The following is a 14,339-nucleotide window of genomic DNA, read 5'->3' on the forward strand; positions in this document are numbered from 1 at the left end:
GCCGGTGAAGCACTTCCAGCAACCGCGTAGGAACATGCAAAGATTAGGATAGCCCATGTTTTGCACTGCTGTCCCGAATTTCTAACTGATGCGATATGGACCAGTGGACAGCCGCCAATTCCTGTCCTCTAATAAGCTTAATGAGATTGCGGGCGGCGACCATGCCCAGTTCGGATGCTGAATATCGGACAGTTGACAATTTAGGCCGGATTATTGTAGCCATATCAATGTCGTCAAATCCCAAGAAGGAGACCTGTTCAGGTATTTTCACCCCATTCTCGGTCAGAAAGTTCATAGCGCCTATGGCAATTCGGTCCGTCGCGCAGAACACCGCACTAGGCAATGGGCCTGAATGATACAGTTTTCTCATCGAGGTTACGCCATCTTCAACTGAAAAGCCGCTTTCCAACACACGTTCAGGACGTACTGGCAGGTGAGCGGCCTTCAATGCCTGTTCATAGCCCAAAAAACGCTGATTGCCCACTGAAATATCCCCCGCTGCTCCCCGCAGCATCGCGATATCCTGATGTCCCTGCTGAATTAGATAAGTTACCGCTTCAAAAGCAGCCGTTATGTTGTCAACATGTACGGAAGGAATGGATTGGTCTCGAAAATCCCGTCCGACAAGGATGCAGGGAATTCCCGCCGCTTCAATGAGCGCGAATAGCGCATCCCGGATTCCGCTTACCGATATGATAATTCCGCTCGCCTGCATTTCACGGAACATATTGTAATAGTGTATTTCAGAGTCCGCGTCCCCCCCTGACAAGGCGATTATGACATCGAAGCCGTATAGATGCGCTACTTGATTGATGCCTTCAACCATGTCATCAAAGACGTTGTTTTTAATCTCGGGCAGAAGTACTCCAATCAGAGATGTATTATTCTTTACCAGTGTCCGTGCTATGGCATTTGGGCGGAATTGAGTGGCTTCAAGGACATCTAGAACTCGTTTGCGTATTTCACTGTTCACCGTCTGGCTATTATTGATCACTCTGGAAACCGTTGAAATGGAGACGTTGGCCATTCGAGCCACATCTTTTATAGTCATTTTCATTGTACACACCGACTTTCAAGCAAGTATTTATTTAGAAAAAGGTTCTCAAAGTGAATTGAATTTATTATATCAGTTTATTGAATTGTTTATTGAGTTTAACAAAGATTCCAGAGCAAAGAAAGCGCTTGACCTTGGTTTGTAGGGAGAGTATAATCAACTCCGGAAAACGTTTTCTAGCATTTTCTGGTCATAAATTATTGTTTTTACCAAATAACTAGCTGAATTCAAGGTATTTCAGCTTGTTTTTATGATTATAAAGAAAACGTTTTCCTTATGGCTTGGGATTGTAGAGAATAACAAGGGAAAAGGAGCATGAGCATGAGAAGTTCAAGCGATATTGTTGTAATGGGAAATGAGGCTTCAATGCAGACCGGTTCAAATATTACGCTGAAAGAAAAGATGGGTTATGGATTCGGTGATTTTGCCAGCCAGTTGCTGTTTGCCGCCGCAATGACTTTTCTGTCCTACTTTTACACAGATGTAATCGGGATCAGCGCCGGGGTCATTGGTACTTTAATGCTAGTTGCGCGTGTACTGGATGCGTTTATTGATGTCGCGATTGGGGCTTTGATCGATAAAACGAAGAGCAGACACGGGAAGGCCCGTCCTTGGTTACTGTGGATGTCCGGGCCATTTGCGTTGTCTGGAATTCTCTTGTTCACGGTTCCAAGTGGAAATATGACGATCACTATTCTATACATTTACGTTACCTATCTGCTGATGAACATTATCTATTCCAGCATTAATGTCCCTTATGGTGTGCTTAATTCCATGATAACGCAGGATTCTTACCAGCGCTCTCTGCTTAATATTTTTCGTATGTCTCTGGCGAATATTGGTGCCTTGCTAATTAATTTTTTCACCCTTCCGTTAGTGAAGTCGTTCGGCGGCGGTCAAAAGGGGTGGATTTTCACCTTTATTCTGTTTGGTTTGCTCGGAACCTTCTTATTTCTCGTTACCTTCTTCAGTACCAAGGAAAGGGTTACTCCATCTGTTGTACAGAAGCCAATTCCGTTTGGACGTGCTTTTGGAGCGCTGATGCGTAATAAGTATTGGAAATTGATTCTTGGGTTTGCTGTGGTCTATTTCATAAATAACTCACTGGGCACAGGTATGAATATTTACTACGCACGTTATGTGTTAAAAGACGCCAATCTGATTGGGGTGCTCGGCATATCCTTACTCCTTCCTTCCCTGCTTGGTTATCTGTTATTGCCTCCCGTCGTCAAGCGGATCGGGAAACGAAATTCATCCATTATCGGAAGTATCCTCCTGATTGTGGGATCGCTTGTTATTGCCGTCAGTCCCGCAAGTCTTATGGCGGTCTGCCTGGGACTCGTTATTAAAGCCCTTGGACATGCCGCTATTCTCGGAACCTTCTTTGCCATGTTGTCAGATACCATTGAGTATGGCGAATGGAAGACAGGGATGCGCACCGAAGGACTGGTGTACAGTGCGGGTAGTTTCGGCACAAAAGCGGGAGGCGGTTTCGGAGCGGCACTCATCGGTTGGGGACTGGCATTGGGAGGATATGCTGGTGGACAAGCTACAATCAGTGCCACAGCGCTAGCGTCTATTCATTTCATGTTTATCTACGTTCCAATTATCTTGGCTGCCCTGCAAATTTTATTGCTGGCATTTTACAACCTAGATAAATTATTTCCGGGTATTGTCAAAGAGCTTGAATTCTTAAAAAACGCTAAATAAGGAGAGGAAAGCAAATGGAGAAGAAATGGTGGAAAGAAGCCGTATTCAAACCATTATCCACTAAAATCTCTCTAATTCTTTGCTTCCTTTATATTGATGATCATTTCCCCTACTAAAAACAAAACACTTTGCTTAAAAATTCGAGAGTGCTTTATCCCTTCTACTTCCTTTTGAGTTTCTATTCTTTGAATCTCATATTTATCAGAACTATAAGGTAGGTCAACTAAGGTTATGAAGCTCAATGATCTGAGAAGCCCCTACCTGTGGGCTTAGGAAACGTTAGCTGAATAAAAGAGCGGTAGTCTAGAATTTTAACTATAAAAACCGACGATGTTTTTTTCTTGACCAGTTCAAAAAAGGACTATAACATCAATCTTGATGATGTTATAGTCCTTTTTTGATAAGAAATTATTATTTTAACGAGGCATAAACTCTAGGGCGTGTCTTCAAAGTGTTTAAGTAGGAATATATTGGTTAAAACCATTAAATGAGTACACGATATGAAATTCAAGATCAACAATGGCGGCAGATTCAAGATCTTTTTCCACCTGAACGAAAACCACAAGGAGGACGTTCTGCAGTGGACAATCGAATCATGTTGAATACCACGCTTATCAAGCTGAGAACTTTCAATTTCACCATTTTGCCCGGACGAGAACGGAATGAACAGGACAAAAGGTCGGTCTATTTTACAGATCCAGACGGACATAAGTTTGAATTCCACACAGGACAATTGCAGGACCGCTTGGAATATTATAAAAAAGATAAAAAGCATATGACATTTTATGATTGATTAATTGACGTGTAGGTATTAAGTAATAATTGGGTCGCATTTAGGAGGAATACGGAAGGATGTCACTTTCTCAGGAAAACGGTTCCAAGCAAGCACAAGTCGTTAAAACAATGACGGTTTTTGCAATCACTTGGCCGATCTTTATAGAGATGTTGTTTCACATTTTGATGGGTAGCGTGGATACGTTCATGCTAAGCCATGTTTCTGATGAGGTTGTATCGGCTGTGGGGGTGTCAAGACAGTTGATTGAATTTACGATTATACTGTTCAATCTGCTTGGTCTTGGTGTAGGTGTGATCATTGCTCAGCTATTGGGGGCGCAAAAGCATGTGGATGCAAGCCGTGTTACGGCTTCGGCACTAACCTTTAATCTGGTGTTTGGTCTGGCGCTGAGTTTGATGTTTATTGTGAGCCGGGATTTTTTGCTATCTTTTTACCATATTACCCCGACGATCAAGGAAAATGCAGAGATCTATATGATGCTGGCAGGGGGTTCGCTGTTTCTGGAAGCGCTTATGCTAACCGCAGGTCCGGTTATTCGATCGCATGGTTTTACTAAAGATACGATGATCGTGGGCATTGGTATGAATATTTTACATATTGTAGGAAATGCATTGCTCATTTATGGCTGGTTTGGTCTGCCGCAAATGGGAGTGGCGGGAGCAGCGATTTCAACGGTTATTAGCCGTGCTGTAGCATGTGTCTGGATTTTTCTACTGCTGTACAAGCGTGTAAGTGCGCCGATTCGCATACGGTATTATGTACAGCTCCAATGGAGTAAGCTGGTAGCCATCCTGAAGATTGGTATTCCTGCTGGGCTGGAATGGTTGTCTTATCAACTTAGCCAAATGATGGTGACCCGGTTTGTCAGCTTTATGGGTACAACGGCGATTGCAACTCATTTTTATACGAATACGATTGTATACTTCTTTATGGTATTTGGAATGGCCGTAGGTGAGGGGACAGAGATTATTGTTGCCCGCCTGATTGGAGCAGGAGACAAGGAAAAGGCCTATCATCAACTTTTACGGAGCCTGAAATGGTCTTTGGTCATTACGATTGCTGTGATCGTGGTAGTATCCTTTTTCCGATATGAAGTGATGGCGATCTTTACAGATGAGCCGGCGATCATTCAATTAGGGGCAGCGATTTTGCTATTCTGTATATTGCTGGAGCCGGGCCGTGTGTTTAATCATGTTGTCATTAACTCCTTGCGAGCAGCGGGAGATGTTCAGTTCCCGTTAATGATGGCCATTATTTCAATGTGGGGGATTAAAATCCCGCTAGCATATGTGCTGGGCATTTATATGGGATATGGTGTGCTGGGTGTGTGGATTGCACATGCCTGCGATGAGTGGGTACGAGGCATTTTCCACTATTTACGCTGGAAGGGGCGGAAATGGCAGCATAAATCGCTGTTATCTAAGGCTGAACTTCAGGCGGAATCAGTCTAAGGCTGAAAGAGATTCTACAACAGACATTCTCCAAGCGAATTGGGGGATGTCTGTTTTTTTTTTTTTTTTACAAAAATAAGCAAAATGGGGATGTTCAAACTTTCCAAAAATTGCTAGAATATAGTAACCTCGAACGTAGTAGAGGTTTTCAAATTTTTCAAAGTTTCAAAGTTTCAAAGACGGATGGTTTCCGATTGAATCCATGAAGGAGGGAATAGGATGGAACGTAAAGTGCATATCATTCCTTACCAAGTGATCAAGCAGGAGCAACAAGTGAATGAAATACCGCGAGGGGTAGAGCTGATTCAGGCTCCTGCGGTATGGAACCAGACTCGAGGCCGAGGCGTGAAGGTGGCGGTGCTGGACACGGGCTGTGATTCGGACCATCCTGATTTGAAGGCGCGCATTATTGGCGGCCGGAATTTCACGGATGATGATCAAGGTAATCCGGAAATTTTCAAGGATTACAACGGTCATGGTACGCATGTGGCGGGAACTATTGCGGCAGCAGAAAATGCGGATGGTGTCGTGGGTGTTGCTCCAGAGGCAGACCTGCTCATCATCAAAGTGCTAAACAAGCAGGGCTCCGGTCAATATGACTGGATTATTCAAGGCATCTATTATGCGATTGAGCAAAAGGCAGATATCATATCGATGTCACTTGGCGGTCCCGAGGATGTGCCAGAGCTTCATGAAGCAGTAAAAAAGGCTGTAGCTAGCCAAATCTTAGTCATCTGTGCAGCTGGAAATGAGGGAGACGGTGACGACAGAACGGACGAGCTCGGCTACCCCGGCTGCTATAATGAAGTGATCAGCGTAGGTGCTATCAACTTTGATAGGCATGCCTCAGAATTCAGTAATTCAAATAATGAGGTGGATTTGGTTGCACCGGGAGAAGATATTTTGTCCACCGTTCCGGGCGGCAAATATGCGACCTTTAGCGGAACTTCGATGGCTACTCCGCACGTAGCAGGTGCATTGGCGTTGATTAAGCAGCTGGCGAATGCGAGCTTTGAGCGTGATCTTACAGAACCGGAATTATACGCACAACTCATCAAACGCACGATTCCACTCGGCAATTCTCCTAAGCTGGAGGGCAACGGTCTACTGTACTTGACGGCAGTGGAGGAGCTCACCCGCATTTTCGACGCACAACGTGTAGCTGGAATACTCACTACAGGATCATTGAAGGTTAAATAAACCGTAACTTCAGCTTCGGATATATAGCGGCTCTCCTAAAGGGAGGGTCGTTTTTTTGGATTTCAAATCTTAGGAAAAACTCCATTTACATTGCATTCAAATGTCGGGTAACATATACCTCAAAGATAGGCATGAGTCAGAAGTGGAGGATGAATATGAACGATATCATGGCGCAAGCTAACGAGCTTAGACGAACAGGGCAAGCAGAGAAAGCACGTAAGCTTCTTTTAAAGGCATTAGAACAGCAGCAAAATGATGCAGAATTGTGGTATCAGACAGCTTGGACACATGATTCATTGGGCTTAGAGAGGGAAGCGGTTGCCTATTATGAAAAAAGCCTAGGTATGGCGTTATCCGCAGAATCAAGGAAAGGAGCCATCCTGGGATTAAGCAGTACATATCGTGTATTGGGAGATTACGCCAAGGCGAAAGAGTGGTTGGACACAGGAATGAACGAATTTCCGGATTACAGACCGTTTCGGGTATTTTACGCGATGGTGTTATACAATCTGGGGGAATACGGGAAAGCCATGCAGGAGCTGCTAATGGAGGTGGCTGAGACGACCTCGGATTTATCTACACAGGAGTACTCACGTGCTATTCAATATTATGCAGATAAACTGGATCAGATCGAGGCATAGGTGAACCGGAGTGAGAGCATAAGCAGTAACGTATATATATGCTCGTACATAAAAAGATCACAGTCAGAGAGCAGTAATTCTCTTCCCTGACTGTGATCTTTTACTGTTTATTGTTTAGCTATAGGGTCCGTAACTTGATGAGTTATATAACTGTGATTACTGCGCACCTTCAGTAACGGCAATTTCTTTCTCCAGGTTTTCTCTGGACAGGTTGGCCTTCAAGTAATCCGGGGTATCGGGCAGGACCAGATGCAGATTGGATTTTTGACAAATGCGGATGGTACACTTTTCGACGATAAAATCAAAGACATGCCCGCCACCAGTGCGTTCATCGTTAATAAAATGCAGATGAAATCCGGCTACCCCAATACCTTGAGCATAGGCAGGTGTCCAAAAACCTGTAATCACGCCGGAAGCCTCATTAAAAGTGAAGGTAGGCTGTGACTTGGTCGCTTCGATAAAAGGTTTGTATGGTTTAACTTGGTGAGGCACGGTCCGTGTCTTTACTTCATGAAAAGTGCCATCCATACGGAAGGCATAGAACAGATTACGGCTTGGAAACAACGTTAACAGCAGAGCTTCCAGCTCTTCACGATGCATAGGGCGGTCAATAGTATATGTGAAATCTTCCTGGAAAAAGGTGACGGTGGAAAAAGGTGTAGTTTCTTCCGGTTTTACGCGATGGGCCGTACCGTCTGGAAGCAAGTGATAAAATTCACCATCGAACGCGATCATCTCGCCATTCAGTTGATCAAAGGTACCAATTCCGAAATCCCCGTGCTTTTGTAACTCCTCAAAGGCAACAACTCCGTCATAAAGACCATCTAATAGAGCAAGCATAGTGGAGGTTTGGTAAATATCATGATCAGCTTCTTGCTTGGTTTCCAATTGCGCAACGGTCATGGCAATACACTTCCTTTTATAATTGTATGCATTTATTTTCTTTCTTTTTCAATAATAAACGTAAAATTTCAGTAAATAACATGAATAACTCAAAAAAATCATAAAAAAAACGTTATACTCCATAATTGTCATAAAGCCGTCACGAGTGAGGCTTGGTTAAGGTTAGTTTAATTGGTTAGGCAGCAGTTTACGTCCCAACTGGATGTTATCCTGATAATCAATCGGAATATCGACGACCACAGGACCATCGGTATGAAGTGCCTGCTGCAATACACTTTCTAGTTCTTCAGGAGAGTGCACGCGTAATCCAGTGGCGCCGAAGCTTTCAGCATATTTCACTACATCAACATCTCCAAATTTTACACCAGACGTTCTTCCGTATTTAATCTGTTGTTGAAAAGCGACCATGTCATAGGAACCATCTCTCCATACGATATGCACCAACGGTGAGTTAAGACGTACGGCGGTTTCGAGCTCCATGGATGAAAAAAGAAATCCTCCGTCTCCAGAAATAGAAACGACTTTGTGACCGGGATTGACGAGCGTGGCAGCAATCCCCCAAGGCAGCGCTACGCCTAGCGTCTGCATTCCGTTGCTGAATAGAAGGCGCCGCGGTTCATACGAACGGAAATATCGTGCCATCCAAATATAGTGTGAACCGACATCACAGGTGACTGTGACGTTATCATCAATCAGGCTGCGCAGTGTACGAATAAATTGCAATGGATGAATCAGAAAATCATGCTTGTGTGCGGGAACAGCCGCTTGCTCGTTTAGATCATGGCGCAGACGATTCAATTGTTCGCAGGAGGATTTAGGTAGCTTTAAGGTAGGTAATTCTTCTGCAAGGCTACCCACAATCAGGGCTATATTTCCGATTAGCTCGTAGTCCGGTTGATAATCATGATCAATATCGGCTTGATGGTCATCCAGATGAATGAGTGTTCGGTTTGCCGGAATGTTCCAGTTTTTTGGATCGTATTCGATAGGATCATAGCCAATCGTCAGTACCAAATCTGCGGCTCCAAGAAGCATATCACCCGGTTGATTGTGGAACAGACCCACTCTTCCAAAATAGTGGTCTTCTAGTTCACGGGAGATGGCTCCAGCGGCCTGGAAGGTTTCGACAACAGGCAGATCTGTATCTCGGATGAGAGCACGGATAGCTGCGGTGGCTTCAGGCGTGCTGGCTTTCATGCCGAGAAGAAGTACGGGCAGCTTGGCTTTTTTGATTTGCTCTGCGACTTGTTTGATGAGTCCGGCGGGTGCGGTTCCGAGTTGGGGAAGAGAAACCTTCTCAATGACTGTTACTTCAGATGACGAAGTCAACACGTCCTGCGGCAGGCTGACGAATGTGGCTCCAGGCTGGGCTGAGGTCGCAATTCGAAATGCATTAGCAATTGCTTCCGGTACATTATCAGGATGTTCTACTTCTACACTGTATTTGGTGATGGGCTCGAATAGTCCGGCGTTATCCATAGATTGGTGCGTGCGTTTCAAGCGTTCAGATCTTGGGACTGCACCCGCAATGGCGACGACAGGATCACTTTCTGCATTAGCGGTGACAAGTCCTGTCGCCAAGTTAGATGCGCCTGGACCTGAGGTAACAATGCATACGCCCGGTTTACCGGTTAATCGACCGACTGCCGCTGCCATAAAGGCGGCATTTTGTTCATGACGACATACGATCAATTCGGGCCCCCGATCTTGAAGAACATCAAAAACAGAATCGATCTTGGCACCTGGAATGCCAAAAATATGGGTAACCCCTTGCTTGATCAAGCAATCGACAACAAGGTCGGCTCCTTTTGTATCGGATATAGTTTTAGTTTGAACAGCTTGCACTTTTGTACTCAATGCTACCACCTCTTCTTCTTCTCTGTGAAATAACTAATGAAATACTTTTAATGTAAATCAATGGATGTATATTGCAATTATAATACAATAACTGGTATTTTCAAGAAAGAAATTTTCAGAAAAAAAGAGAAAAATATATAAAACGTTTTCAAAGTTTGATCTATCAAGGAAAATTAAAATTGTGGAATTTTCTTGTGGTGTCGGTCATCGAGAAGGTATAGAACAGATCTGTCCCAAATGGAGGCAGATCATTTTTATCCGCTCACATGATAAAAATCACTTTCCTCTACAAAGGATAGCGGTTACAATGTAATTGTTGTTAACGTAAACATTAAATTTAAGGTGAAGCAAACCAGTATGACATGATGTACAGGTATCATATTATAGTTGTATTGTCCTGTACAAATCATATGGATTTCCCACTGCTATGGGGAATGTAATTGTTAAAAGGCAAGTAGTATCTCGAACATTATTGTTAACGTTAACAAATTGCTAGGAAACACGATTACAGAAGGGATGAGAAAGTAATGACCAAAACGTTTTTAGACGAAAACTTTTTGTTGAGCAATCCAACGGCTGAAACCTTATATCATCAGTATGCCAAGGATATGCCGATTATTGACTATCATTGCCATTTAAGTCCACAAGAAATTTATGAAAATAAAAAGTTCAAGAATATTACGGAAGCCTGGTTGTACGGAGATCATTACAAGTGGAGACTTATGCGGGCCAATGGGGTTGAGGAACGCCTGATTACGGGGGATGGTGAAGATTATGACAAGTTTTTAGCTTGGGCCAAAACCGTACCTACACTAATCGGCAATCCGCTGTACCATTGGACGCATTTGGAGCTTCAACGCTTTTTTGGTGTCTATGAGCTGCTGAATGAACAGAGCGCACCTGTAATCTGGGAAAAGGTAAACCAAAAGCTGCAGGGAAAGGGCTTTGGCGCACGAGATCTGATTGTGAACTCGAAGGTAACTGTGGTGTGCACCACGGATGATCCGACGGACCATCTCGAATACCACAAACAAATCAGCAAGCTGAACGATTTCCCAGTGGCAGTGCTGCCAAGCTTCCGCCCCGACAAAGCTTTGGAAATTAATCGCGAAACTTTCCAGCCTTGGGTGACTCGGTTGGGTGAAGTCAGTGGACTGGATGTTTCTGGCCTGGAAGGATTTTTGAATGCGCTGGCGAGCCGGGTGCGCCATTTCCATGCTGCTGGAGGTCGGGTATCTGATCATGCGCTCGATACTGTTGTCTATGAAGAAACGACACTGGAGGAAGCAGCAGCCATATTCAGCAAGGCGCTGGAGGAAGGCCATGTGACTCCTTTAGAGGAGGCGAAATATAAATCGTACGTTTTGGTTTTTCTTGGCAAACAGTATGCAGAACATGGCTGGGCTATGCAATACCACATTCACGCGCTGCGTAACAACAACACGGCTATATTCCGTCATTTGGGACCGGATACAGGCTACGATGCCGTAAATGATGGCTCGATCGCTCGTCCATTGGCGGCATTGCTGGACGCACAGGAGATGGCAGGAGGATTACCGAGAACGATTTTGTATTCGCTTAATTCGGTTGATTATCCAGTACTGGCAAGTCTCGCGGGCTGCTTCCAATCCGGTGGAACTGTAGGGAAAATCCAGTTTGGCACGGCATGGTGGTATAACGACCACATCGAAGGTATGCAGGAGCAGATGAAGTTGCTGGCTAACTACGGGGTGCTGTCCCGCTTTATTGGTATGCTGACGGATTCCCGTAGCTTCCTGTCCTACACACGCCATGAATATTTCCGCCGTATACTGTGTGACTTAATTGGAACGTGGGTTCAGGAGGGTAAGGCGCCTGCGGATCTGGAACTGCTCGGAGCAATGGTACAAAATATTTGCTACAATAACGCGGAGCAATATTTTAATTTCCCAACGGTTGTTCATAGTAAGTGAAGTTATTGCCTAGGTGAGAACTCACTAACTTCATAGAAAGAGCTCTTGCCAGGAGCTTGTTTCAAAACTCCCGGTAAGAGCAATTGAAAACAAAATAGTTATCAACTGAGGATTTTGCAAAAATCTCATAAGCGACTTCCAATGAACAAGATATAGATCGAAATGGTTTAGTTCGTCTATATTTTGCACTTCGGAGCGACTGGAATCGAATTTTGCAAAATCCTGAACTAATTATGTGAAAATAATTACAAACATAGAGGGGTGTGTAGGTATGGGAGTGCCTATCGTGCAGGAGAGCGTCCAAACTGACAACAAGACAGGCGAGCATATTAGCCTGAAAGAAAAGATTTCGTATGGTATGGGTGACTTTGGAAACGGATTCATGTTTGATTTGGGGCAGTTGTATTTGCTGAAATTTTTTACAGATGTAGCTGGGGTTTCTGCAGGAGCCGCCGCAGGCATTTTCTTGGTCAGCAAGCTGTTTGCCGCCGTCTGTGATCCCATTGTCGGGTCCTTTGTTGATTATCGCAAACATATCGGTACACGTGGAAAATTTAGACCTTTTCTTATCGTTGGAAGCGTTATCCTTGCAATTCTTACGATTCTTACCTTTATTTCGCCGAATATTTCGCCTACTGGAAAACTCATTTACGCTTATGCGTCCTATATGATCTGGGGAATTGGCTACTCTATTGTAAACATTCCATACGGCTCGCTGGGTGCCGCTATTACGCAGGATACTCATCAGCGTGCCTCATTGTCATCTTTCCGTCAGGCGGGATCTCTGGGCGCATTATTCGTCACCAGTGTCGTTGTCATGCCGCTTATTTTACTGTTTCCTAACCATCATGTTGGCTATCCGGTTGTGATGGGGATTATGTCACTCATTGGTGTGATCGCTTTCATCATATGTTACCGAGGAACGAAAGAACGTATTATTAGCCAGTCCGGGCCAAAAGAGAAGCTATCTATAGGCGTTATCGTGCATACCTTTACGAATAACAAGCCTTTGCTGGTACTCGTTTTGATGACGATTTTCACCATATCCGCGTACAATATCAAGTCCGCACTGCTGATCTATTTTGCCGAATATAACTTGGGGCATGTAGAATTAATGGCTTATATGAATTTTATTATTATCGGTTCGTCGCTACTGGGTGTGTTATTCCTGCCCAAGCTGGTACGGCGCTTCGGTAAACGAAAAACAGCCATACTGGGGATGCTGGTTAGTGTCATTGCCGACTCCATTAACTTTTTTATGCCTTCCAATGTATACATTTTCACAATCCTGGCCAGTATTTCGTTCATTGGTATTAGTATTCCTAACGGGGTGACCTGGGCATTCGTGTCCGATATCATTGATTATGGCGAATGGTCATCCGGAGAGCGTAAAGAAGGGATTACTTACTCGTTATTTAACTTTTCACGTAAGTTGGCTCAATCCTTGTCTGGCTTTCTATCGGGTATTGGACTAGCGCTCATCGGGTATGTTCCGAATGTGGTTCAGTCCTCTGGAACGCTGCTTGGGATCAAGGCATTGCTTTGTCTCTATCCGGCTGTTGCCCTGGCTTTGGCCATGCTGGTCATCGGTAAAATGTACAAGCTGACTGACAGCAGACATGCAGAAATGGTTCAAGAGTTACAACGTCGACATGCGGATAACCGCGTATAATTTGTGAAAGTCTTCTTTTCCGGGCGGCTCCTGTGGTATGGTGGGTATATAATTTTTTTAGAGCCTCACTAAGGAAAGGATACGTATATGGCAGCTACCATTAAAGACATTGCCAAGTTGGCTAATGTTTCCCATACAACCGTCTCCCGGGCGCTCAATAACAGCCCGCTGATTAAAGAAGATACGAAACGCAAAATTATGGAGTTGGCAGAGCAACTCAATTACATTCCAAATTTTAATGCCAAAAGCCTGGTTCTCCAGCGCTCGCATACGATTGGCCTGTTTTTCACCAGTATTTCAGAAGGCACCAGCTCCAGTTTTTTTGCGGATACCATCCGTGGAGTTAATCATGTCATCGGGGTGGATTACAATCTGTTTGTGCGAGGGATTGACGATTACGCCGATTTTTCGGCCATTCACCGCAAGCGTTTTGATGGTATCATTCTGATGAGCCAGAGCGAGGCGGACAACCCTTTTATTTATCATGTGCTCGGTCAAGGCATTCCGCTTGTTGTACTGAATCGGCAGGTATCCGGGGCGGGGATTGTAAATGTGATTTCAAATGATAAGGAAGGGTCCTATGAAGCGGTCTCCTTTCTCGTTGAAAGTGGGCATGAACGCATTGCGATCATTGAAGGGGTAGAAGGCTTCAAGTCTACCCAGCAACGCCGCGAGGGTTTTATGAATGCGTTGATTGATAGTGGTAAGCCGATTCGACATGAATATATCGTGCAAGGCCATTATGATACTGAAAGCGGAAGCCAGGCAATGAAGCAACTGCTTTCCTTGCAGGAGCCGCCGACAGCGGTATTTTGCTCTAACGATGATATGGCTATTGGGGCAATGAATGCGGTATTCGAAAATGGCTTGAAGGTACCAGAGGATATCTCTGTCATTGGTTTTGACGATATCGGGTTCTCAATGTATACGACTCCACCGTTAACAACGGTCAAAAGACCGATTGAGCAGATAAGTGAGCGCGGAGCCGCCTGCATTCTGGAACGAATTCAGTCACCGTCCAATGAGGGTGAGCTTATATTTATGGAGACCGCGCTCATGAAGCGGAAATCAACGGCAGGCAGACCACGCTGAGTCTCGTTTAA

The 14,339-nt window shown here is 44.5% G+C and carries 10 protein-coding genes and 1 pseudogene; 8 read left to right on the plus strand and 3 right to left on the minus strand.

What is annotated here, in order from left to right; all coding sequences use genetic code 11:
- Positions 1 to 43: 43 nt before the first annotated feature.
- A complete protein-coding gene (locus tag MHI21_RS11310; RefSeq protein WP_342420010.1) occupies positions 44 to 1,057 on the minus strand; it encodes a LacI family DNA-binding transcriptional regulator in 1,014 nt (337 codons plus the stop codon).
- A gap of 318 nt (positions 1,058 to 1,375) precedes the next feature.
- Here MHI21_RS11310 and MHI21_RS11315 point away from each other — a divergent pair, with 318 nt between their 5' ends.
- From MHI21_RS11315 to MHI21_RS11335, 5 genes and pseudogenes are all read left to right on the plus strand, one after another.
- Positions 1,376 to 2,764 carry a glycoside-pentoside-hexuronide (GPH):cation symporter gene (locus MHI21_RS11315; protein WP_341161660.1) on the plus strand — a complete coding sequence of 463 codons (1,389 nt, stop codon included), beginning with the start codon at positions 1,376 to 1,378 and terminating at the stop codon, positions 2,762 to 2,764.
- A gap of 640 nt (positions 2,765 to 3,404) precedes the next feature.
- Positions 3,405 to 3,557 (plus strand): annotated as a pseudogene (locus MHI21_RS11320) (metallothiol transferase FosB); the annotation flags it as partial.
- Between the two features lie 59 nt (positions 3,558 to 3,616).
- Positions 3,617 to 5,011, plus strand: coding sequence for an MATE family efflux transporter (locus MHI21_RS11325; protein WP_342420011.1), 1,395 nt, complete (start codon positions 3,617 to 3,619; stop codon positions 5,009 to 5,011).
- A gap of 219 nt (positions 5,012 to 5,230) precedes the next feature.
- On the plus strand, positions 5,231 to 6,211 hold the full coding sequence (locus tag MHI21_RS11330) for a S8 family peptidase (protein ID WP_165175535.1): 981 nt from the start codon (positions 5,231 to 5,233) through the stop codon (positions 6,209 to 6,211).
- A gap of 155 nt (positions 6,212 to 6,366) precedes the next feature.
- On the plus strand, positions 6,367 to 6,852 hold the full coding sequence (locus tag MHI21_RS11335) for a tetratricopeptide repeat protein (RefSeq protein ID WP_342420012.1): 486 nt from the start codon (positions 6,367 to 6,369) through the stop codon (positions 6,850 to 6,852).
- A gap of 156 nt (positions 6,853 to 7,008) precedes the next feature.
- On the opposite strand, the gene budA is transcribed toward MHI21_RS11335, so the two are convergent.
- Both budA and alsS read right to left on the minus strand, forming a co-directional pair.
- Positions 7,009 to 7,755, minus strand: a complete 747-nt coding sequence (gene budA, locus MHI21_RS11340) for an acetolactate decarboxylase (protein WP_025722973.1) — start codon at positions 7,753 to 7,755, stop codon at positions 7,009 to 7,011.
- A 162-nt stretch (positions 7,756 to 7,917) separates the two neighbouring features.
- On the minus strand, positions 7,918 to 9,621 hold the full coding sequence (alsS, locus tag MHI21_RS11345; protein WP_341161658.1) for an acetolactate synthase AlsS: 1,704 nt from the start codon (positions 9,619 to 9,621) through the stop codon (positions 7,918 to 7,920).
- 518 nt (positions 9,622 to 10,139) lie between these two features.
- Between alsS and uxaC the strand changes: the two genes are divergently transcribed.
- The 3 genes from uxaC to MHI21_RS11360 all read left to right on the plus strand — a co-directional run bounded on the left by uxaC (position 10,140) and on the right by MHI21_RS11360 (position 14,328).
- Complete coding sequence (gene uxaC, locus MHI21_RS11350; RefSeq protein WP_342420013.1) at positions 10,140 to 11,564, plus strand: glucuronate isomerase; 1,425 nt, start codon at positions 10,140 to 10,142, stop codon at positions 11,562 to 11,564.
- Positions 11,565 to 11,835: 271 nt separating this feature from the next.
- Complete coding sequence (locus MHI21_RS11355) at positions 11,836 to 13,236, plus strand: MFS transporter (protein WP_061830333.1); 1,401 nt, start codon at positions 11,836 to 11,838, stop codon at positions 13,234 to 13,236.
- A gap of 87 nt (positions 13,237 to 13,323) precedes the next feature.
- Positions 13,324 to 14,328 carry a LacI family DNA-binding transcriptional regulator gene (locus tag MHI21_RS11360; protein WP_069079639.1) on the plus strand — a complete coding sequence of 335 codons (1,005 nt, stop codon included), beginning with the start codon at positions 13,324 to 13,326 and terminating at the stop codon, positions 14,326 to 14,328.
- Positions 14,329 to 14,339 lie beyond the last annotated feature (11 nt).

Origin of the sequence: Paenibacillus sp. FSL H8-0168, assembly GCF_038592955.1 — a bacterium.
Lineage (GTDB): Bacteria > Bacillota > Bacilli > Paenibacillales > Paenibacillaceae > Paenibacillus > Paenibacillus polymyxa_B.

Coding starts and splice junctions, on each gene's coding strand:
- MHI21_RS11310 (WP_342420010.1), bottom strand. CDS start 1,057: ATGAAAATGACTATAAAAGATGTGGCTCGAATGGCCAACGTCTCCATT.
- MHI21_RS11315 (WP_341161660.1), top strand. CDS start 1,376: ATGAGAAGTTCAAGCGATATTGTTGTAATGGGAAATGAGGCTTCAATG.
- MHI21_RS11325 (WP_342420011.1), top strand. CDS start 3,617: ATGTCACTTTCTCAGGAAAACGGTTCCAAGCAAGCACAAGTCGTTAAA.
- MHI21_RS11330 (WP_165175535.1), top strand. CDS start 5,231: ATGGAACGTAAAGTGCATATCATTCCTTACCAAGTGATCAAGCAGGAG.
- MHI21_RS11335 (WP_342420012.1), top strand. CDS start 6,367: ATGAACGATATCATGGCGCAAGCTAACGAGCTTAGACGAACAGGGCAA.
- budA (WP_025722973.1), bottom strand. CDS start 7,755: ATGACCGTTGCGCAATTGGAAACCAAGCAAGAAGCTGATCATGATATT.
- uxaC (WP_342420013.1), top strand. CDS start 10,140: ATGACCAAAACGTTTTTAGACGAAAACTTTTTGTTGAGCAATCCAACG.
- MHI21_RS11355 (WP_061830333.1), top strand. CDS start 11,836: ATGGGAGTGCCTATCGTGCAGGAGAGCGTCCAAACTGACAACAAGACA.
- MHI21_RS11360 (WP_069079639.1), top strand. CDS start 13,324: ATGGCAGCTACCATTAAAGACATTGCCAAGTTGGCTAATGTTTCCCAT.